The 20613-nt window shown below is 28.4% G+C and carries 19 protein-coding genes; all 19 read right to left on the reverse strand.

The features are described 5' to 3' along the window. Positions 1-226: 226 nt before the first annotated feature. Entirely contained in the window at positions 227-808 is a 582-nt protein-coding gene (locus ACTF56_RS04935; protein ID WP_438965809.1) for a sugar transferase, read from the reverse strand. Continuing rightward, positions 798-1421, reverse strand: coding sequence for an acetyltransferase (locus tag ACTF56_RS04940; protein ID WP_438965810.1), 624 nt, complete (start codon positions 1419-1421; stop codon positions 798-800). The genes ACTF56_RS04935 and ACTF56_RS04940 overlap by 11 nt, the downstream gene beginning before the upstream one ends. Before the next feature lie 5 nt (positions 1422-1426). Then, on the reverse strand, positions 1427-2029 hold the full coding sequence (locus ACTF56_RS04945) for a sugar transferase (protein ID WP_438965811.1): 603 nt from the start codon (positions 2027-2029) through the stop codon (positions 1427-1429). Continuing rightward, the gene (locus tag ACTF56_RS04950) at positions 2022-3179 is read right to left on the reverse strand and encodes a glycosyltransferase family 4 protein (RefSeq protein ID WP_438965812.1); all 1158 of its coding nucleotides are present in this window, start codon (positions 3177-3179) and stop codon (positions 2022-2024) included. Before ACTF56_RS04950 ends, ACTF56_RS04945 begins: the two co-directional genes overlap by 8 nt. Then, positions 3172-4266: a glycosyltransferase gene (locus tag ACTF56_RS04955; RefSeq protein ID WP_438965813.1), complete on the reverse strand. Its 1095-nt coding sequence runs from the start codon at positions 4264-4266 to the stop codon at positions 3172-3174. The genes ACTF56_RS04950 and ACTF56_RS04955 overlap by 8 nt, the downstream gene beginning before the upstream one ends. Beyond that, positions 4263-5138, reverse strand: a complete 876-nt coding sequence (locus tag ACTF56_RS04960; RefSeq protein WP_438965814.1) for a glycosyltransferase family 2 protein — start codon at positions 5136-5138, stop codon at positions 4263-4265. The genes ACTF56_RS04955 and ACTF56_RS04960 overlap by 4 nt, the downstream gene beginning before the upstream one ends. A 120-nt stretch (positions 5139-5258) precedes the next feature. Next, the gene (locus tag ACTF56_RS04965; protein ID WP_438965815.1) at positions 5259-6335 is read right to left on the reverse strand and encodes an EpsG family protein; all 1077 of its coding nucleotides are present in this window, start codon (positions 6333-6335) and stop codon (positions 5259-5261) included. 128 nt (positions 6336-6463) lie between these two features. Next, entirely contained in the window at positions 6464-7426 is a 963-nt protein-coding gene (locus ACTF56_RS04970; protein ID WP_438965816.1) for a glycosyltransferase, read from the reverse strand. 130 nt (positions 7427-7556) lie between these two features. Continuing rightward, on the reverse strand, positions 7557-8561 hold the full coding sequence (locus tag ACTF56_RS04975) for a glycosyltransferase (RefSeq protein WP_438965817.1): 1005 nt from the start codon (positions 8559-8561) through the stop codon (positions 7557-7559). Then, on the reverse strand, positions 8539-9114 hold the full coding sequence (locus ACTF56_RS04980; protein WP_438965818.1) for an acyltransferase: 576 nt from the start codon (positions 9112-9114) through the stop codon (positions 8539-8541). The genes ACTF56_RS04975 and ACTF56_RS04980 overlap by 23 nt, the downstream gene beginning before the upstream one ends. A 62-nt stretch (positions 9115-9176) precedes the next feature. Next, the gene (locus ACTF56_RS04985) at positions 9177-10655 is read right to left on the reverse strand and encodes a lipopolysaccharide biosynthesis protein (RefSeq protein WP_438965819.1); all 1479 of its coding nucleotides are present in this window, start codon (positions 10653-10655) and stop codon (positions 9177-9179) included. A gap of 3 nt (positions 10656-10658) precedes the next feature. Next, positions 10659-11705: a dTDP-glucose 4,6-dehydratase gene (gene rfbB / locus ACTF56_RS04990; RefSeq protein ID WP_438965820.1), complete on the reverse strand. Its 1047-nt coding sequence runs from the start codon at positions 11703-11705 to the stop codon at positions 10659-10661. Between the two features lie 421 nt (positions 11706-12126). Further along, positions 12127-13404, reverse strand: a complete 1278-nt coding sequence (locus ACTF56_RS04995; protein ID WP_438965821.1) for a nucleotide sugar dehydrogenase — start codon at positions 13402-13404, stop codon at positions 12127-12129. A gap of 11 nt (positions 13405-13415) precedes the next feature. Next, positions 13416-14804, reverse strand: coding sequence for a UDP-glucose 6-dehydrogenase (locus tag ACTF56_RS05000; protein WP_438965822.1), 1389 nt, complete (start codon positions 14802-14804; stop codon positions 13416-13418). Between the two features lie 179 nt (positions 14805-14983). Next, positions 14984-15970, reverse strand: a complete 987-nt coding sequence (locus ACTF56_RS05005; RefSeq protein WP_438965823.1) for an SDR family oxidoreductase — start codon at positions 15968-15970, stop codon at positions 14984-14986. 1 nt (position 15971) lies between these two features. After that, positions 15972-18428 (reverse strand): polysaccharide biosynthesis tyrosine autokinase, encoded by a 2457-nt coding sequence (locus tag ACTF56_RS05010; protein ID WP_438965824.1) that lies wholly within the window; start codon positions 18426-18428, stop codon positions 15972-15974. A 6-nt stretch (positions 18429-18434) separates the two neighbouring features. Continuing rightward, positions 18435-19226: a polysaccharide biosynthesis/export family protein gene (locus ACTF56_RS05015; protein ID WP_438965825.1), complete on the reverse strand. Its 792-nt coding sequence runs from the start codon at positions 19224-19226 to the stop codon at positions 18435-18437. A gap of 70 nt (positions 19227-19296) precedes the next feature. Continuing rightward, a complete protein-coding gene (gene recR / locus ACTF56_RS05020; RefSeq protein ID WP_438965826.1) occupies positions 19297-19917 on the reverse strand; it encodes a recombination mediator RecR in 621 nt (206 codons plus the stop codon). Positions 19918-20005: 88 nt separating this feature from the next. Beyond that, positions 20006-20482, reverse strand: a complete 477-nt coding sequence (locus tag ACTF56_RS05025) for a hypothetical protein (RefSeq protein ID WP_438965827.1) — start codon at positions 20480-20482, stop codon at positions 20006-20008. Positions 20483-20613: the final 131 nt, after the last annotated feature.

Genomic DNA, 20613 nt, shown 5'->3' on the forward strand with positions numbered 1-20613 from the left:
AACTCGGAATTTTTGAAATTTTCTTTTTTGTTGACATATTATTTAATATTTAGTCAACTTTTTTCAGGACAAGACACACCAACAAAAAATCCCCTCTCCCAGAGGGGTGGTCGAAGACCGGGGTGTAAAAAACCATAAACCAAAAACCACCAACCATCAACAACCAACCAAAAATCCCCTCTCCCAGAGGGGTGGTCGAAGACCGGGGTGTAAAAAACAAAGCCCATCAACCATCAATAAACCCATCCACATCAAAAGACAAAGGAATAAAAGTATAAAAAACAATTTTCACATCCATAAAAAAAGTACGATTAGCAACATACCAACGATTAATACGAACCTTATCAGGCCAAATAACGGTATCGTTATAAAATTCAGGATGGATTTGATCAGCTAACAACTGCTCCTCATTTCTATATTTTAACGAGGCTAATCCCGTGACGCCAGGTTTTAGACTTAAAATAATTCGGTCTTCACCTTGCAAAGCATCTGCATAACCAGACACGTCAGGTCTAGGTCCTACAAAACTCATTTGGCCCAATAAAATATTTAAAAGTTGGGGCAACTCATCTAACTTAGACTTTCTTAATAGTTTAGCATAAAAAGAAATACGCTTTGAAGTGTCATTAACCGTTTTTATTTTGAAAATCTTAAAGGTTTTACCAAATTGACCAATTCTTTCTTGAAAGAAGAGGCCAAAGGATTGTGTATCAAAACTGGCCAGAAAAAAGAGAAGTACAACAAACCAACCAATAAAAAGGAGCATGAAAAAGGAAATAAAAAAATCAAATATTCTTTTAAAACGCATCAGAATTTATTTTAATAATCTTTCCAGGATTTCCTACCACCACAGCATAATCAGGAACATCCCTTATTATGACAGCTCCCGCACCAATTGTAACCCATTTCCCAATGGTAATTCCTTGGATAACTACAGCTCCAATTCCTACATGAGTCCCTTCTCCAATAATTACATTGCCAGCTAAAGAAGCATTGGGAGAAACATGAACAAAGTCACCCAAAACACATTCGTGTTCCACTATGCTACCAGAATTAATAATACAATGCTTACCGACTATTGCATTAGCGTTAACGACTGCTTTAGGCATGACCACAGAACCTTCATCTATAGTGACACTTTGCGAAACAAAAGCTTCTTGATGAACCGCTTTAAAATAACTATAATTGTTTTTTTCAACTACTTTTTTTCTAATCCAATTATTTCCAATAGAAATTAAAAAAACAGCCTCTGGACCAACAGATACTTCTGCTGGAATCAAAACAGAAACTGAATTGATATGATCTTCTTTAGAATAATCATCAATTACGGCATTAATTTCAATATTTGGATGGGACGCAATAACATCTAATACGACTCTAGAGTGTCCGCTTGCCCCATACAAGTAATACTTCTTTTCCATACTTATTAATTTCCTTTAAACACTTCCATAGTAGCTTGACCTTCCTGTGAAATTCCCTCACTCACAAATACTTTTTTAAGGGTTAAAAATAGTATTTTTATATCAAGTATAAAATTACAGTGAGTTACATACCAAACATCATATTCAAATTTTTGGTTCCAACTTATAGCATTTCTACCGTTAACTTGTGCCCAACCTGTTATACCTGGTCTTATGTTGTGTCGTTGCTTCTGAAAATCATTATATAAAGGTAAATATTGTACTAACAAAGGTCTTGGTCCAATTAAACTCATATCCCCTTTGATTACATTTAGTAATTGAGGAATTTCATCTAAAGACGTTTTTCGAACAAAAGAACCAATCTTAGTTAATCGCTTACTATCTGACAACAACTCTCCATTACTATCTTTTTTATCATTCATGGTTTTGAACTTGATGATATTAAAAAGTTTTTCGTTTTTACCAGGACGAGTTTGAAAGAAAAATGGTTTCCCTTGATTGGCAAAAAATAAGGCTATCATTACAACTAGAAAAACTGGACTTAATAGGACAAATCCGATTAGGGATGCTATTAAATCTAGTATTCTTTTGAAAATGGTTTTATACATATTTTTCTAAACTTTTATATTCATCTAAAATGGCCTTCCAAACTACATTTTGTTCATAGTTATCTACAATTCGTTTTCGTGAATTTTGTTTAAGATCATTATAAAAATCAACATCTTCAACCATTTTTCTCATGGCATCAAATATAGCTATTGTATTTTTAACTGGAATTACTAAACCGTTGTAGTTTTCAATTATAATTTCATTGCATCCGTTAATGTTTGTTACGATACTTGGCAAACTCATAGCTCCGGCTTGCATTACTACGTTTGGAAAACCTTCTCGATAACTCGGAAAAACAAGAGCATTAGCAATGCTAAAATAAAACCTTACATCTTTTTGAAAGCCAACGCTTATTATATTTTTGTTCTGTGAAATTTCATTTAGAGTTTCACTATGTAATGGATCTAATTTTTCTTCAAATAATCCTACCAATAGTAATTTACTTGTAGAAAATTGTTTACTTACTTGTTTAAAAGCTTCAATTAATTCGTTAATACCTTTATCCCCAACCAATCTACCTACAAAAATAAAAACAAAATCGTCTGTTAATATACCTAATTCATTTTTTAATTGGTTTTGTTGTTCCATTGAAACTTGATTAACATTAAAATAATCTACATCAATACCGTTAACATTACCATTAGCAATTATTTTCAGAGGTTTTGTAGTAATTTTATAGGATAGTAAATCATTTTTAACACCTTGACCTTCAGGATAAATATTCGTGGCATGACAACATAATATTTTATCCATAAATATAAGTATCCTTTGCAATAAACCTCTTTTAGAGGGGAAAATCAGCCCTGTAAATGTATGCATACGAACTGGTACTCCTGCATATTTTGCGGCTATCATAGACAATAAGCCAGCTTTTGGAGTAATGGAGTGAACTATTTGAGGTTGCTCTTTTTTAAAATACAAATACAGTTTTATTAAACTAATTAAATCTTTTAAGGGTGAAATTTGACGTTGCATTTCAATAGCATGAACATGAACTTGTTCTCTTTTTTCAACTTCTTTCAAGTCTTCATCATTTCCAGATACAGCAACAACATTGTAATGATTATTCAAAAAAGACAATTGACCTTTTAGTAAAACGTTTAAAGACAATGCTATTGTTGAAGTTCGAATTATTTTTTTTTTAGGCATTAACTAATGATTTATATAATTCAATATGTTTTTCTATCATTATTTCAATATCATAAGCTTTAGCTCTTTCTTGACATTGAGTTGCTATCTGCTTATAGTAATGTTCGTCTGCCAATAATTTTTTTATATGATTAGCTAAATCAAAATCGTTATTATCTTCAAACAATAAACCTGCTCCTTCAACTACTTCTGTTAATCCTGGCACATTTGATGCAATAAATGGTTTACCTGATGCTAAACCTTCTATGCTTGATAATGACATGCCTTCATGGTGAGAAGATAAAACTACAATATCAGCTGTTTTTAATAATTGTGACACATCCATTCGAATCCCTAAAAAGAAAACCCTACTATTAACTTGATTTTTTTTTGCATAATTTTTCATGTTTTCCATTTCAATACCTTCACCCACAAGAACTAAAATTATATCATCATCTAAATATTTAAGGGTACGTATTAAAGTCTTGTGATCCTTAGGATATTGAAAAGAAGAAACTTGAATAATAATTTTTCTATTTTCATTTATTATGTTAGTGATTTCACTCTTAATTGTAGGTTCGGAATTATTTATTGTAGAAATATCAACGCCATTATTAATATATTGAAATTTATTGTGTTTAATATTTATGCATTTTTTAATCGCAAAATCAACTTCTCTAGAAATGGTAACTATTATATTAAATTTAGAATACACAAAATTATCAACGTGTTTAAAAAAGACATTATTCATACGTCTATTTGACGTACTATGTTCGGTAAAAACTAATTTTATTTTTGAAAAACTAATTATTTTAGCAAATGCAACCCAATACAAAGCAGGAAATAAATGTACGTGAATGATATCGTATCTTTTTAGGAATGGCATTAATTTTAAAAAATTTAGCGGATTGTATGATGACTGATTTCCTAGTATAAAAATTTGACAACAATTTAATTTTTGTAGTTTTTCTAAAAAAGGTTCGTCATTAGCAGTAAATACCAAAACATCAGTTTTGACACCTTTTTTATTATATAATGGCACCGTTTCTAATATTAATTTTTCTGCACCTCCTGTTGCTAATGAATTTATAATTTGTAGAATTTTCATTTTTGTTGGATTTTATCTTTTATGAACAAAAACAGGCCCAAAGGAAAACAAAGTATCGAATATAGTACATTAATCATTTTAATTTTTTTAATAAAATCGAGGTTCGAATTAAAAGAAAACCTCCAAAAATTGATTGTCGCTCTTACTTTTTGATGTAGTGGAATATTGTAAGAAGCCAATTCAGAATAAGTAAGCATAGAAGCAATGGGAGATGTCATTCTTATTTTTACGATTTTTGACGTTAATCCATCGGGCAAATATTGTGTGGTGTAAATACCTTGATTAAAAAAGTACAGATCATATTTTTGTGCAATTCGATTCCAAACTAAAGCTTCTGGGCAAAATTTCTCATTTAAAATTTCTGGAAATAGATTCTCTTTCAAAATTGCTGTTTTAAAAACTTCTACTAAATCTCCTTTAATATTATATTTGTAACGAATATCAATTGAATTTGAAATTAACTCTTCAAAAGTTTTGTTACCAACAATAGAACCATCTTTATAATTTCTTCTTCCTGCAATACCTCCAATTTTAGAATTATTTCTTATTTTATCGTATTTTATTGAAACAAGTTCTAATGCGTTCATTGGCAACTCATCATCACTATCTAAAATAAAAAATAATTCACCATTTGCAATACTAACTCCTTTATTTATAGCAAAGTGCTTTCCTTTGTTTTTTTGTAAAAAATAATTTATTTTTATTTTATTCTCTTTAATATAACTTTCAATTACTGAATTTGTATTATCATTACTACCATCATCAACAACAATCCATTCAAAATTTTGATAGGATTGATTTAATAAACTTTCATACACATTAATCAAAAGATTTGCTCTATTATAAGTTGGTGTAAAAACAGATATTTTCATAGATTAAATATTTTTATATTTTGATTCAAATATTGATTTTTTAATGTAAAATATTTAAAATATAAAATTAATTTTATTGCAATACACTTTTTATAATGTTTACTATTACTTTTAATTCTTTTAACTTCTATATTCTAAAAATTCCCACATTCCATTTCTTTCAAAATCTTCAAAAATAAATTTAAAAGGTATAAGGTCCCCACCATCATAATAAATCAATAGTCTTAAAAAAACCAAACTAAAATAAACATACATAAGCAATTTATAATTACTTTTTAATTGTATTGAAGGTATAAATTTATAAATATTTGATAAAAAAAGAAGTAAAAAGATTAAATAATACCAGCCTATCCTTGTAAAGGTAGCGTTGGTTAAACCCATTAGTTGCATACAAACATAAACAAACATACCATTGTAAATAATAATTCCTTTTTTAAAGGCATAAAATTTTTCTCTATATTTAAAGAGTAAATAAATTAATATTGCAGATTCTAATAAATAAAAAATATTAACTCCTGAAAACTTATCAGAGTAAGCAACATATTTATTGTCTATATTTTCAGCAAAATATAGAGTTAAAAAACTACCCAAGGGACTCAATGCGATAGCTAGAAAAAAAGCAAAAATAGCTAACATTTGCAAATAGGAAAATGTTTTTTTATATATAAATAGAAAAGGAATAAACATTATTGAGGACTTATGAAAATAAAAAGCAACTATCACAAAAAAATAAGTGAACCATTTTTTTTCTTTAAACAAAAAATATATAGCCAACCAGATGATTGCCATACCGATGCCCTGCCTTAAATAAATAAATGTAAATAAAAAAAACTTACAAAAATAAACATAGACCGCTAGATTAGTTAACACTGAAGTTTTTCGTATGAGCCAAATATGAGAAGCTAAAATAATAAAGGCTGTAACAAAAAACATAAACTCTCTGCTAGTTCCAAAAAAATACAATATTCTGAAATAGTAATTAAATCCTAATTCAAAGAGTTCATAATCTCTTATTATATTTTGCTTTTCAAAAACCTCACCATATATATAGACATCAAAACCACCAATCATATCACGTAAACCTGAAATGACAATTAAGAAAAATACAAATAAATTGATCTTAACGTTAGAAGGTTTATTTGAATTGTCAAAATAAACTATAGCACCTAAAAAAAATAAAAAAAAATAAGGAAGCATTAATTATTATTTTTTTAATTGTTGTTGAATATCAATCGAAACTGTTTCAACTGAAAATAAAAAAAGAATAAAAGACATACCAAAAAAAAGATTATTAAGTTATAAAGAAACATAAACTATTATTGGAATTATTTTAATATTTTGTATAATTTAAAAAACAAATAAAACAGTTTTTTATTATTAATTAATTTAAACATGCAAATTAAAGAAAATTTTTCATTTTTAATGGTTTTTAATGGCAGTAATGAATTTTCTTCATAGCGTTTGTAATATTTTTTTAAATCAGAAAAATTATACGGTTGCACTAACAAACTATAAAAAAATCCTGCGATGCTTTTATTAACTATCATTTCTGTAATTATTTTAGGTTTTTTTTTAATGTAATTTTGTAATGATAAATGAACTGTAAAAGAATCTTCAGCTAATTTTATCAAATTTTTACGTGATTTATTTCTAGATGTTGATTGGTCATTTTCATAATAATTGTACAAAACTATTGGAATTATTATTCCTTTTCTTGCTTTATTGAAAAATTTAACACTAAACTCAAAATCTTCAATATTTATAGTACCTTCTAAAAAAGAAAAATTATTTTTTGAAATTAATTGTTTTTTAAACAAATTATTCCATAAATATAAAGCTTCTTGTTTTTCTAATATTTGTACTCCATTAGTAATGGTCTCTTTATTTAAAGTTATTGTATTACAAATTACATTTTCTTTATCTAACTTATTATATCCAAAATGAATAAAATCAAAATTTAAAGAAACAATAAATTTTTCTAATAATTGAAAAGAATTTTGTTCGATAAAATCATCAGCATCAATAAACCAAATATAATTGCCAGTTGCATTTTTTATTCCAACATTTCTTGCAACACTCACACCTTTGTTCTCTTGTGAAAATATCTTAATATTAGAATATTTTTCACCCAGTTTCTTAATAATGGCTAAAGAATTATCAAACGAACCATCGTTTATTATGATAACCTCATAATCAAGATTATTTTGATCTTGATTCATGATTATTGTTATACATTTTTCAATGTATTTTTCGGCATTATAAACAGGTATAATTATAGATAAATTCATTATTATTACTTGTAAAGTTTAATTTCCTCTCTGAAAAAAATAGTTTTTCATTAAAAGTGATTTAAAGAACGAAAACATTTTTTTATCAATTCAAAAAAAATTGTACAAATCTTTGTTTTATTAGTCTTTACTATGACCTTAATTTCAATATTATTTTTAAAAGCCACTCTTGATTAAAGAAAAAACAACTTACTTTTTGAAAATTTGTTTTTAATGCTCCTTTTATTGGGTATAATTCTTTTTCTTTTAACTCCCTTAAACACATTATTTTAAAATCATAATCTACTTCTTTGGGCTTCGAATAAAAACGCCAGATTAGATTCCATATTATTGAATTATAGTTTTTTTGAATAGCAACCTTTAATTCTGTTGAAAAATATTTTTCTATTGTTTTTTTTACATTTATAGCTACTATAATTTCATCTGAAATAAGTTGTTTAATTTTTTCAATTGTTTTTGGTTTTGTGATGGAGCCTTGTCGTTGTAAATAATGGTAAATTATTTTATCTGTAAAAATAATTTTTTTAGCCACAATCATCATTCGTGATGTAAAATCAACATCCATGTGAGTGATTTTTGGTGTAATACGTAAATTATTTTTATTTAAAAAAGATGTTTTAAATAAAAAAACACAAATTGAAGATGGATTAAAGCCTTCAATTAAAGCCTGATGACCTGATATAATAATGTCATGTGTAACGTTTTGTATAGGCCTTTCGCTTAAAACAATTCCATTTTCATTAATATAATCTAATCTATAAGATATGGCATCTAAATTATTATCTATGGCTTTTTGCAAAAGCACTAAAATTTTATTTACTTCTAAAAAATCGTCTGAATCCAAAAACTGTATGTATTGACCTTTTGCCAAATCAATTGCGGTATTTCTTGCTCCAGAAGAACCTTGATTTTCTTGAGTAATAACTGATATAAAAGAATTATTTTTCTCTATTTCTCTTAACAATTCTAAACTATTATCAGTTGACCCATCATTAACATAAATAATTTCAAAACTAACTTTGGAACTATATAGAGGTTTTAGTTTTTCAAAACCACTTATTAAATAGGGCTCGCAGTTGTAAACAGGGATTATTATACTTAATAATTTTTTCTTAGTGTATTCCAAACTTTCCATATAATTTTTCGTTTTTTGTTAAGATATCAAAAACTTTTAAATCTCTATTTGCCACAACTCTTTGTCCCATACCACCAATAATCTCTCCTTTTTTAATGTTTTTGGTTACTATTGTTCCCATACCAATTATTGCACCATCTTCAATAGTTACACCTGGTAAAATACAAACATTCATTCCGATCCATACAGAATCTCCTATTTTTACTTCTTTTTCAATATAAGTATCGTCATATGGTATTAAATCTGTAGATAAATAATTATGATTAGCAGAATATATAGTTACATTTCTTGATAGAATTGTATTATTACCTATTGTAATACCTCCTAATGAATGAAAAAAATAATTATTCCCTATTCTACAATTAGAACCTATTTTTAAATTTTTTGAATTGTATATTGTTCCTCTACCATATATTTTTGTGCTGGTTCCAATTTTTGCATCAACTATTTGTGTATTTGTAATATAAGTATCAATTGATGGCTTTATTATTGATATATATATTTTAGCAATTAATTTTCCAAAAATAATTTTGATAAATTTTGATATTTTCATTTTTTATTTTTTATTTTTTATTTAATTCAATTAATGTTTGTTATTATTCTTCATATCATAAACTACTTTCGTCTCAATAAACTAAATGCTTTTTTTATTAACATTCTATCTTTTTTAAAAAACACTAAATATAGTATAAAAAACATTGTAATTATTGTACTCCTATAAAGTAAGTTATACAAAATATTTGAAAAATCTATAGCGTATTTTCTAAAAAAGAAACCTATTATAATGAAGAAAAATATGAAAAGTGTGTTTTTTTTATGAAATTCAATTACATTTATTGGAGTGTTTTTAAGGGTGAAAAATGCAGAAAAAAAATAAGTAATAATATTGGCAAGTACATAAAACCACGAAAATAAAGTAATTGAATAATTTACACCAATGATAAATGATACAATAATTATAATTGCATTATAGATACCCCAATAAAAATATTTTTTAGATTTTCCTAAAGAAATTAGTACGGTACCAAATGTTCCATAAATTGGTTGAAAGAAAGAGGCGATAGCTAATATCGAAAAAATCTGAGTGGTTATTCCCCATTTTTCTCCTAACATTATTAAAACAATAGATTCTGAATTTACCCACATTAATAAGACTATATAAGTTATCAAAATTCTAAAAATTGAAATAAAAGTGTTATAATAATCTTTATATTTTACTTCATCATTTTTTAATTGACTTAAAGATGGTAAAACTACAGCCATAAATGGTATTCTTATTTGAGAAAGGGGCAGCGACATTATTTGATATGCTCTACTATAAAATCCTAATATAACTGCACCTTTAAATTTTCCAATTAATATATTGTCTAAATTTTTTGAAAAATAATTGATGACATCAAAAAATGTAATAAACTTTCCAAAATGTAAAAATGATTTAATTTCATCAGACCAAATAAATTTTGAAGGATACCATTTAAATTTAAATGTTAAAAAAATTGCTAAAAATAATCCATTTGCTAATATTCCAAAAATTAAAGCCCAATAGCCATAACCTAATTTTGCTAATAATAAGCAAATTGTTAGTTCAATAAGAGATGCTATTATAGTTGCAATAGCTAATGTTTTAAATTCCATTATTTTTTTTAATAAAGCTAAATACTGAGAAGAAATTCCGCTCAAAAAAAAACTTAATGAAGAAAATATTCCTATTAATAATAAACGGTCATCATTGTAAAACCATGCCATTATGGGTGATATAAAAACAAAAAGAATAGTCAGCAATATACCTATCAAAAAATTAAGTATGTAGACACTATTAAACTTCTGACTATCTAAATTATCAGATTGAATAGTAGATGTAGTTAATCCTATATCACTAAAAACTGTTACAAAACCAGAAATTGTGGTACACATAGCTATTAAACCAAAATCTTCAGGGTTTAATATTCTAGACAAAACCGACAATGAAATAAGTTTAAATGAAAAATTAAAAAATTGTGAAATTACACTCCAAAATCCGCTTTTTAAAGATTGGCTTTTTAAATTTTCAATTTTTTGAAAATATTTTGAATTTATTGTATTTGAAAATTTCATTTTTTATTGGTATTGCTCCACATAATACTTCAGATATTCTCCAGAAGTAACATTTTTCAACCATTTTTCATTAGCCAAATACCAATCTATGGTTTTTTCTAATCCTTGTTCAAAGGTTACCGAAGGTTTCCATCCTAATTCTTTATTTATTTTTGAAGCATCAATGGCATATCGTAAATCGTGACCTGGTCTGTCTTTTACGTAGGTGATTAATTTTTCAGATTCTCCAGCTGCTCTTCCTAATTTAGCATCCATCTGTTGGCACAATAGTTTTACCAAATCAATATTTTGCCACTCATTGAATCCTCCAATATTGTAGGTCTCATGATTTTTACCTTCATGAAAAACCAAATCAATAGCAACGGCATGATCTTCAACAAACAGCCAATCACGCGTATATTTTCCATCACCATAAACCGGTAAAGGTTTTTTCTCAATTATATTATTTATAAACAATGGAATTAATTTTTCTGGAAAGTGATTTGGCCCATAATTGTTAGAACAATTCGTAATCACATAAGGCAATCCATACGTCTCTCCATAAGCTCTAACAAAATGATCGGAAGCTGCTTTTGAGGCTGAATAAGGAGAATTTGGATCGTATGCAGTAGTTTCCGTAAACAAACCTGTTTCACCCAATGTTCCATATACCTCATCAGTTGAAATGTGATAAAAACGTTTGTATTCAAAATTATCCTTCCAATGTTTTTTGCATACATTTAACAAGTTCATTGTTCCAATTACATTGGTTTTTACAAAAGCTAATGGATCGGTTATAGAACGATCCACGTGAGATTCTGCAGCTAAATGTAAAACTCCATCAAACTTATATTTAGAAAACAAATTCTCAAGAAAAGCTTCATCTAAAATATCTCCCTTTAGGAAAGTATAATTAGATTTGTGCTCTATGTCCTTAATATTTTCCAGATTTCCTGCATAAGTCAAGGCATCTAAATTATAAATATGATAATCTGGATATTGAGTAACAAATCTTCTTACCACGTGTGAGCCAATAAAACCAGCTCCTCCTGTTATAAGTATATGCTTCATTTATATGAAATTAGTAATAGTAATAAAGTTAATCTACAAAAATAAACTTTATTTATGAGTTATAAAGCTTATTTACAAATTAATAATCTTATTAAAGGTTGTAACTGAAACTTATTGAAGATTATAAGGCAATATGTAAATTAATTTTAAGGTGTTCATATAAATAAAACTTAGTACTAACCGTTAGTTCGAGTGTCCCGATTCATCGGGATGAATCGAGAACCGTTGTTATAAAACAAATCAAAACTAAGACCCACAGATAGCTATAAATCTATAGGACATTTCGTTGACGTTTGTTGTCCGTTGTCTATTTTGAGTTGTGAATAATAAATTAAAAAGAATATAAAAAAATCACTAAACTGTGTTCTATAAAAAAAGCCCTGTAATAAGCAAGGCCTTGTATGTATTGTCTTAAAAACAATTAAAGTTTACCATCTACGTTGTTTCCTAAAATTCCTTTTACATCATATAAAACACTATTCTCTTTTTGTAATGACGGAATATCCAATCCTAAAAATTCTTTGTGAGAAACACCTAACACAACTGCATCAAATTTTTGATTTGGAATTTCATCTGTGCTTGTAATTTTATATTCGTGTTTTACTTCTGTAGGATTCGCCCAAGGATCATAAGTGGTCACTGATATACCATATTCTTGTAATGAAGATATTACATCTACAATTTTAGTATTTCTTACATCCGGACAATTTTCTTTAAAAGTAATTCCTAACATTAATAAAGAAGCTCCATTAACGGTAACCCCTTTTTTTATCATAGCTTTTACTACTTGTGAAGCAACATATTCACCCATACTATCATTTAATCGTCTTCCTGCTAAAATAATTTCAGGATGATAGCCTTTTTCTTGAGCCTTTTGAGCCAAATAATAAGGATCAACCCCAATACAATGTCCACCAACTAATCCAGGTTTAAAAGGTAAAAAATTCCATTTTGTTCCAGCAGCTTCTAAAACATCATGGGTATTGATGTCTAATAAATTAAATATTTTAGCCAATTCATTTACAAAAGCAATATTAATATCTCGTTGCGAGTTTTCAATAACTTTTGCAGCTTCAGCTACTTTGATGGTAGGTGCTAAATGAGTACCAGCTGTGATTACACTTTTATACAAATCATCTACTTTTTTTCCAATTTCTGGAGTAGAGCCTGAGGTTACTTTCAATATTCTTTCAACCGTATGCTCTTTATCTCCTGGATTAATTCGTTCTGGAGAATAACCCGCAAAAAAATCAACATTAAACTTCAACCCACTAACACGTTCTAAAACAGGAATACACTCTTCCTCAGTTACACCTGGATAAACAGTAGATTCATAAATTACTATATCCCCTTTTTTAAGCACTTTCCCAACAGTCTCACTCGACTTATATAATGGGGTTAAATCAGGTCGGTTGTTTTTATCTACTGGAGTTGGGACTGTAACTATATAGTAGTTACAGTTTTTAATATCGTCTAAATTAGCTGAACAATATAATCCATTTGCATCAGAAGGTGTTTTTACTAATACTTTTTGTAATATACTGTCTTTTACTTCCAATGTATTATCTTTACCCGCATTTAATTCATTAATCCTACTTTGGTTGATATCAAAACCTATAACCGGATATTTTGTGGCAAACAATCTTGCTAAAGGCAAACCAACATATCCTAATCCAATAATTGCTATTCTTGTATTCATATATGTATAATTTAAGAACCTATCCCTTGATAAACAAATCCAATACGTTCTAATTCTTTTTTGTTTAATAAATTTCTTCCATCAAAAATAAAGGCAGGTTTTTGCATAGCATCGTAAATTTTTTGCCAATCATAAGTAACAAAAGCGTCCCATTCTGTTAAGACCGCAATAGCATGTGAATCTTTACAAACATCGTAAGGATCATGTGCTACTTTTAAACCATTTCTATTCGCTTCATCTGAACGAGTTTCTAAATAATTCAAATCAAAATAAATCTGATTTTCATTCACTTTAGGATCATAAACAGTAACTTGAGCTTGCTCTGCTAATAAATCATCAGCAACATATATAGCCGCTGATTCTCTGGTATCGTTGGTGTCTTTTTTAAAGGCCCAACCCAAAAAGGCAATTTTCTTTCCAGAAACGGTATTATATAAAGTTTTGATGATGTTTTTAGCAAATCTTCTTTTTTGATGGTCATTCATGATGATGACTTGTTCCCAATAATCAGCTACTTCATTCAATCCGTAGGATTTTGCAATATAAACCAAATTCAAGATGTCTTTTTGAAAACATGAGCCTCCAAAACCTACGGAAGATTTTAAAAATTTAGAACCAATTCTACTATCCATTCCAATAGCTTTTGCTACTTCATTAACATCAGCACCTGTTCTTTCACAAAGTTCTGACATTGCATTTATGGAAGAAACACGTTGCGCTAAGAAGGCATTAGCAGTCAATTTAGACAATTCAGAAGACCAAACATTAGTCGTCAAAATTTGTTCACTTGGCACCCAATTAGCATAAATATTCACAAGAGCTTCAATGGCTTTTTGACCTTCATCACTTGGATCACCACCAATTAAAACCCTATCTGGAGCTAATAAATCTTCCACAGCAGTACCTTCAGCTAAAAACTCTGGATTAGATAAAATTTGAAATTGAACACCATTTCCTGTATGATCTAAAATACTTTTAATAGCACTTGCGGTTCTGACAGGCAATGTTGATTTCTCAACTACAATCTTATTAGAGGTGGCAACTCTTGCAATTTGTCTTGCACAAAGTTCAATATATTTTAAATCCGCAGCCATTCCTTTTCCAACACCATAAGTTTTAGTAGGAGTATTTACCGAAATAAAAATCATTTCTGCTTCTTCAATAGCTTCATCAACGGCTGTTGAAAAAAACAAATTTCTTCCACGAGCTTCTTTTACAATAGCACTCAACCCAGGCTCATATATAGGAATATTATCAACATTTGGATCATTCCATGCCGCAATTCTCTGTTCGTTTAAATCAACAACAGTGACTTTTATATGAGGACACTTTTGTGCAATAATAGCCATTGTAGGACCTCCAACGTATCCTGCTCCGATACAACAAATACTTTTAATCATTTTTATATAGTTATAAATTATATATACAGCTATGGGTCATAAGATAAATCTTTAACTTCATAACCAAAATCTCCAAACCCTAATTTTCTCCAAATCACAAACTCTCAGTCTCCAAATCACACCATCACCAACTCCCCATTCACTCAATCTCCTATTCACCCCATCAACCATTCTCCAGATCACTTAACCTTCAAAAACTCCCAATACCAATCAACTGCTTCTTTCAAACCCTCTCTCATAGAATACTTAGGTTCATATCCTAAAAGTGATTTTGCCTTTTCAATACTTGCTAGTGAATGAGGAATATCTCCTGATCTATTAGGTCCATAAACGACATCAACATTAGCTATCTCAGGATCATAAACGGTCAAAAATTCTTTTATATAACCAATTAAATCGTTTAGAGTGGTTCTATCCCCAAAAGCAGTATTATAAACCGTATTTATTGCGTCTGGATTAGTCGTCAACAAGGCTTTTTCATTCATTTGAATCACATTATCAATATAGGTAAAATCTCTTGAAAACAAACCGTCTCCATTTATTACAGGACTTTCATGATTCATAAATTGAGATACAAATTTAGGAATAACAGCGGCATAAGCTCCATTGGGGTCTTGATTTCTTCCAAAAACATTAAAATAGCGCAAACCAATAGTTTCTAACCCATAGGTGGAATTAAAAATTGTGGCATACAATTCATTCACATATTTTGTTATAGCATACGGCGAAAGAGGTTTTCCAATAACATCTTCTACTTTAGGCAACGCTTCAGAATCTCCATAAGTTGAAGAACTAGCTGCATATACAAATCTTTTTACATTAGCATCTCGAGAAGCAACCAACATGTTCAAAAAACCAGAAACATTAACATCATTAGAAGTAATTGGATCTTTCAAAGAACGAGGCACGCTTCCTAAAGCCGCTTGATGTAATACATAATCAACTCCTTCAACAGCCTTCTTACAAGTCTCCAAATCCCGAATATCACCTTTAATCAAACTAAACCTTGGATTTGAATACAATTTTTCAATATTATATTTATGTCCAGTTGAAAAGTTATCCAAACAAGTTACTTTGTTGTTATTCAATAAAAAATACTCGCATAAGTTAGAACCTATAAATCCAGCTCCACCAGTGATTAATATATTTTTATTAACTAAACTCATTTTATTTTTTTCTTTTCAAAAAGTTAGTCCAAAGGCTTTTCTTTACTACTTTTTCATCATTATATTCCTCGCTGTAAGCACCGTATCCGTAACCATATCCGTAACCATATCCATAACCGTATTTGGCCTTATTTTGAAAGTCATTTAATATGATACTTATATTATGTAATTCTCCACTTTTATGTTTTTCATTTATGATAGAAAGCATTCCTTTTTTAGTTACTCCTTGTCTTACTACAAACAATGTTGCATCACAAAATTGAGCTAATTCTAAAGCATCTGAAACCAAACCTACAGGAGGAGTGTCTAGTATAATATAATCGTATTTTAACTTTAATTCTTCAATTAATTCAGCCATAGCTTCACTCATTACAAGTTCGGAAGGATTTGGCGGAACTGGTCCTGAGGTAATTACATCCAAATTTGGAACATTTGTTTTCTGAGTAATTTCTTCTAAAGTTTTTTGACCAATTAAATAATTTACTGTACCAATAACATTTTGAATATTAAAGTCATTAAAAATTCTAGGTTTTCTTAAATCTACTCCAACAATCACCGTTTTTTTATTACTCATTGCAAAAACAGTTGCTAAATTGATTGTACAGAAAGTTTTACCTTCACCACTAATTGAAGAAGTTAACATAACACATTTTGAACCTTGTACTTTTTGTTTTTTATACAAAAATTGTAATGACGATCTGATTCCCCTGAATGATTCAGATAATGTGGATTTTGGTCTGTTAAAGACTGCTAAATTATCTAAATCCGTTTTATTACCTATTACTCCTATAATTGGAATTTTGGTTTGTTTAGATATATCTTCAATGGTATTAATTGAGTTGTCTAGTAATGTAATGACAAAAACAATTAAAAAAGGAATTGCCAAACCTACCAACAATGCTAAAATATAATTTACGCCTGTTTTTGGTCCAATTAATCCACCACCAACATCTTTAGCTGGATCAATAAAATCAATATCGGATAGGTTAGCTGCCCTAACAATGTCGGCTTCACTTCGCTTTTCTAAAAAAGTGTTGTATATTTTATCTTTTAAATTAAAGTTTCTAGTAAATTTTATATAATCTTGTTGTTGCTCTGGAAGTTGATTTAAAGAACTTTCTAATCTGGCAATTTTTGATTCTAAAGTGGACATATCTAATTGCAAACTAGTTTTTGAACTGGCAATATTATTTAGTAAGACACTTTTTATAGCATTCATTTGCATGTCAAACTCCTTAAACATGTCGGCATTTTTGACTGAATATGCCATTTTTGCTCTATCTGTAGACAATTCAATTAATTTTGAAACTCCTCCAATCACGTTTGGATCTTCAATTCCGGCAACTGATGGTGCTGGTAATTTAGAATAATCATTGTTTTTTTCTAAATAACCTTTAAGTAAATTGTAATAGGCCATTCTTCTGTCCAACATATCTTTTTCTGCATCAAACGATGTTAACTTATCAGAAAGTACACTTCCACCATCTTCTAATTCAAATATGTTTTTATTTTTCCTAAAATCTTTTAATTCTCCTTCAGCAATTTTTATTTGATTTTCAATATCAACCAATGTACTGTCGATAAAATTAATTGTATTTGTAGCAAACTGATTTTTACTTTCAAGTTGTTTTTCTTTTAAAGTGATAACAGTCTCATTCAAATAATCAACTAGTCTATTTTTGTTGGTCCCAGCCATAGCTAACTTTATGACAGATCCACTTTTTATGTCTGCCTCAACACTAATGTTTTTGTAAGCTCCTACAGTACCATTAAAGTCATTGAACTGAATCAAATATTCTTTATTGATGTTATTCAGGTTATTTAAGTCTAAAAGGACTTTAAAACTCAAAAAGGGCAAATTAATTTCTTCGTTAAGATTGAATATTTTTTCAAATTTTCCTACAGGTACATTTACTATACTTGTTGTATTATCTCTATAATGATTTAAAGAAACCATAGGATTAACAAAGTCAATTATTAACTTAAATTGATTTTGATTGACTAGTTTTATCTTGACTGGAATTCCGCTTAATTGTCCTTTGTTATCATCTATTTTTAGTTTAAATGGAGTGTTTCCATAAACATCAACTAGGTTGTATTTTCCTTGTTCTAAATAACTGATATAATACTGCAATTTAGTTACAACATCTTCATTATGTGATCTGGATTTTAGCGTTGTTATTACTGTTTGAACTTTATCTGAAGTACCACCCCAATTAAAAACCAAACTCGTATTTGAGGTAAAAAAAGGATTATTTTCATCTTTAACCACAATTAAAGATTCCATGCCATAGATTTTTTCTTTTCTAATGTTTACTTGATACGCTAAAGTATAAGTGATAATTAAGCAAAGGACAAACCATTTCCAAAACCCAATTAAACGAGATAAAAAACTTTTAAAATCAAAGCTGTTTGATGTAGTGGATTCAAAAAAATTAAAATCTTTGGTATCTAACATAAATTTTTAAATGTTTCTAAATAATAAAATTGATGTTGTTATCAAAGATAAAGCCGAAACAACAGCTCCAACTGTTTGAATAACTGTTGTTCCTGTTCCCCAAGATTTTTGTTTAAGAGGTTTAACATAAACATAATCATTAGGTTGCAAATATAATTTAGGAGAAGTTAACAATGCTCTATCTGTTAAGTCTACATGAATAATTTCATATCCATTTGGATTCTTTCTGATAATTTCAACATCTTTACGATTACCTGTTAGAGCAATATCTCCTGAATTGGCAATAGCTTCTAAAATAGTAACTTTGTCCTGAAAAATATAGGTGATTCCAGGACTACCAATTTCACCATTTATAACATATCTAAATCCCGCTAAATTGACTGTAACATATATTCTGGCATCTTCTGTAAAATATTCAGCCAACAATCTTTTTTCAATAAGATTTCTAATTTCTTCAACTGAAAAACCCAATACATTAATTTCTCCAAGAACAGGAACTCTAATATTTCCATGAGAATCAACTGAATAACCTGTGAAATATAATTCTTGTTCTGTTTGTCCACCACCACCAGAATTTGTGGTTGAGAAAATTTCAACTAATTTTGGATCTAAAGCTTTTATTTTAATACTTATCAAATCATTAACTTGAACTCTATAGGGTTTTGAATCAATTTCGTTGATTTGTATGCCTTCAGTTTTTGTTCCTTTGTCTTGTATGTAAACTAAATCTTTATTAGTTATACATGAAACTGTTGAGCTTAAAATCAGGAATATTACTAAAAATTTTAAAAATTTCATTATTGTAAATTTGTTGCAAATATAAGTTAAATAGCCCTAAATTTAGGGTAAAAAATTGGTTTAATAACTATTAATTATTCTTTATAGAATGTTCAAAAGGAATTCTGTGCATTAAACTTCTACCTAAGGTAACCTCATCTGTATACTCCAACTCGTCACCTATAGCAATTCCTCTTGCAATTGTAGATAACTTAACCTCGTTTTGTTGAATTTGTTTATAAATATAAAAATTTGTGGTATCACCTTCCATCGTTGAGCTTAATGCAAAAATGAGTTCGTCAACTTCTTCGTTTTTTACTTTATTTACTAATGAATTAATATTCAGTTGTGATGGACCAATACCATCAATTGGTGATATTTTTCCGCCTAATACATGATACAATCCTTTAAAAATACCAGTGTTTTCAATCGCCATAACATCTCTAATATCTTCAACTACACAAATTGTTCTTTTATCTCTTTTTGGATTTGAACAAATTTCGCAGATTTCATAATCAGACAAAGTGTTACAATTTGTACAAAACTTTAAATTTTGTCTGACATTTTGCAATGCTTCTGCCAAAAACTGGGTTTGTTCAGCAGGTTGTTTTATTAAATGAAGTACTAATCTCAAAGCCGTTCTTTTTCCAATTCCAGGCAAAAGAGCCATTTCATTCACCGCTTTTTCTAATATTTTTGATGATAATTCCATTGTTACAAATATAAAATATTTAAATAAAAAAGTTAGTAACTAGCGAACTAATTACTAACTTTAAAATACTATTTAAGCAGTACTTGTATTAAATAATTTTTGCTGAAGCAATTGCTTTTTTACCTTCTTGCTCAAATGTTTTTTTAGATTCAGACTCATACATTGACATCACTACAATACAACTGTCTTTTGTTGCAGGTTTTAATAAGATTTCTAACAAAACCAAAACACCAGTTTCATCTGTCATATTTCCAGTAACATAAAATACTTTTTGCCCTTTAATATCTGTTGTGCCGCTTTTTACATTTTTTAATTCTCCAGCAGTGAAATCTTTTTCAAATTCACTAATTGCTGCTTCAAAAGATTGAGGATTAACTGAAGCAAACAAAGCCGCTTTGGGACTTTCTGAAGCATAAGTATTTCCAAAAGCAACCGGATAAAGTGATTTGTTAAAATCCATACTTATTTCAACCGAACTTTCCATAAAATCTTCTTCACCATCTTGTGCAAATACTAAACTAAAATTTGCCACAAGCAACACTACTAATAATTGTAATTTTTTCATTTTAATTTTTTTTTAAATTTTAATTAATTTCATTATTGCTTACTATTATTAGACTTGAAGATCAAAAATAAATAATTTTTAGGCAATTATATTTTTCAAAAGTAGTATAAAAAATAATACTGTTAATTATA

Source organism: Flavobacterium sp. (genome assembly GCF_965657075.1).
Taxonomy (GTDB): domain Bacteria; phylum Bacteroidota; class Bacteroidia; order Flavobacteriales; family Flavobacteriaceae; genus Flavobacterium.

Bases quoted from the DNA above. Each gene is read 5' to 3' on its own strand.
- ACTF56_RS04935 (WP_438965809.1), bottom strand. From the start codon at position 808: ATGCGTTTTAAAAGAATATTTGATTTTTTTATTTCCTTTTTCATGCTC.
- ACTF56_RS04940 (WP_438965810.1), bottom strand. From the start codon at position 1,421: ATGGAAAAGAAGTATTACTTGTATGGGGCAAGCGGACACTCTAGAGTC.
- ACTF56_RS04945 (WP_438965811.1), bottom strand. From the start codon at position 2,029: ATGTATAAAACCATTTTCAAAAGAATACTAGATTTAATAGCATCCCTA.
- ACTF56_RS04950 (WP_438965812.1), bottom strand. From the start codon at position 3,179: ATGCCTAAAAAAAAAATAATTCGAACTTCAACAATAGCATTGTCTTTA.
- ACTF56_RS04955 (WP_438965813.1), bottom strand. From the start codon at position 4,266: ATGAAAATTCTACAAATTATAAATTCATTAGCAACAGGAGGTGCAGAA.
- ACTF56_RS04960 (WP_438965814.1), bottom strand. From the start codon at position 5,138: ATGAAAATATCTGTTTTTACACCAACTTATAATAGAGCAAATCTTTTG.
- ACTF56_RS04965 (WP_438965815.1), bottom strand. From the start codon at position 6,335: ATGCTTCCTTATTTTTTTTTATTTTTTTTAGGTGCTATAGTTTATTTT.
- ACTF56_RS04970 (WP_438965816.1), bottom strand. From the start codon at position 7,426: ATGAATTTATCTATAATTATACCTGTTTATAATGCCGAAAAATACATT.
- ACTF56_RS04975 (WP_438965817.1), bottom strand. From the start codon at position 8,561: ATGGAAAGTTTGGAATACACTAAGAAAAAATTATTAAGTATAATAATC.
- ACTF56_RS04980 (WP_438965818.1), bottom strand. From the start codon at position 9,114: ATGAAAATATCAAAATTTATCAAAATTATTTTTGGAAAATTAATTGCT.
- ACTF56_RS04985 (WP_438965819.1), bottom strand. From the start codon at position 10,655: ATGAAATTTTCAAATACAATAAATTCAAAATATTTTCAAAAAATTGAA.
- rfbB (WP_438965820.1), bottom strand. From the start codon at position 11,705: ATGAAGCATATACTTATAACAGGAGGAGCTGGTTTTATTGGCTCACAC.
- ACTF56_RS04995 (WP_438965821.1), bottom strand. From the start codon at position 13,404: ATGAATACAAGAATAGCAATTATTGGATTAGGATATGTTGGTTTGCCT.
- ACTF56_RS05000 (WP_438965822.1), bottom strand. From the start codon at position 14,804: ATGATTAAAAGTATTTGTTGTATCGGAGCAGGATACGTTGGAGGTCCT.
- ACTF56_RS05005 (WP_438965823.1), bottom strand. From the start codon at position 15,970: ATGAGTTTAGTTAATAAAAATATATTAATCACTGGTGGAGCTGGATTT.
- ACTF56_RS05010 (WP_438965824.1), bottom strand. From the start codon at position 18,428: ATGTTAGATACCAAAGATTTTAATTTTTTTGAATCCACTACATCAAAC.
- ACTF56_RS05015 (WP_438965825.1), bottom strand. From the start codon at position 19,226: ATGAAATTTTTAAAATTTTTAGTAATATTCCTGATTTTAAGCTCAACA.
- recR (WP_438965826.1), bottom strand. From the start codon at position 19,917: ATGGAATTATCATCAAAAATATTAGAAAAAGCGGTGAATGAAATGGCT.
- ACTF56_RS05025 (WP_438965827.1), bottom strand. From the start codon at position 20,482: ATGAAAAAATTACAATTATTAGTAGTGTTGCTTGTGGCAAATTTTAGT.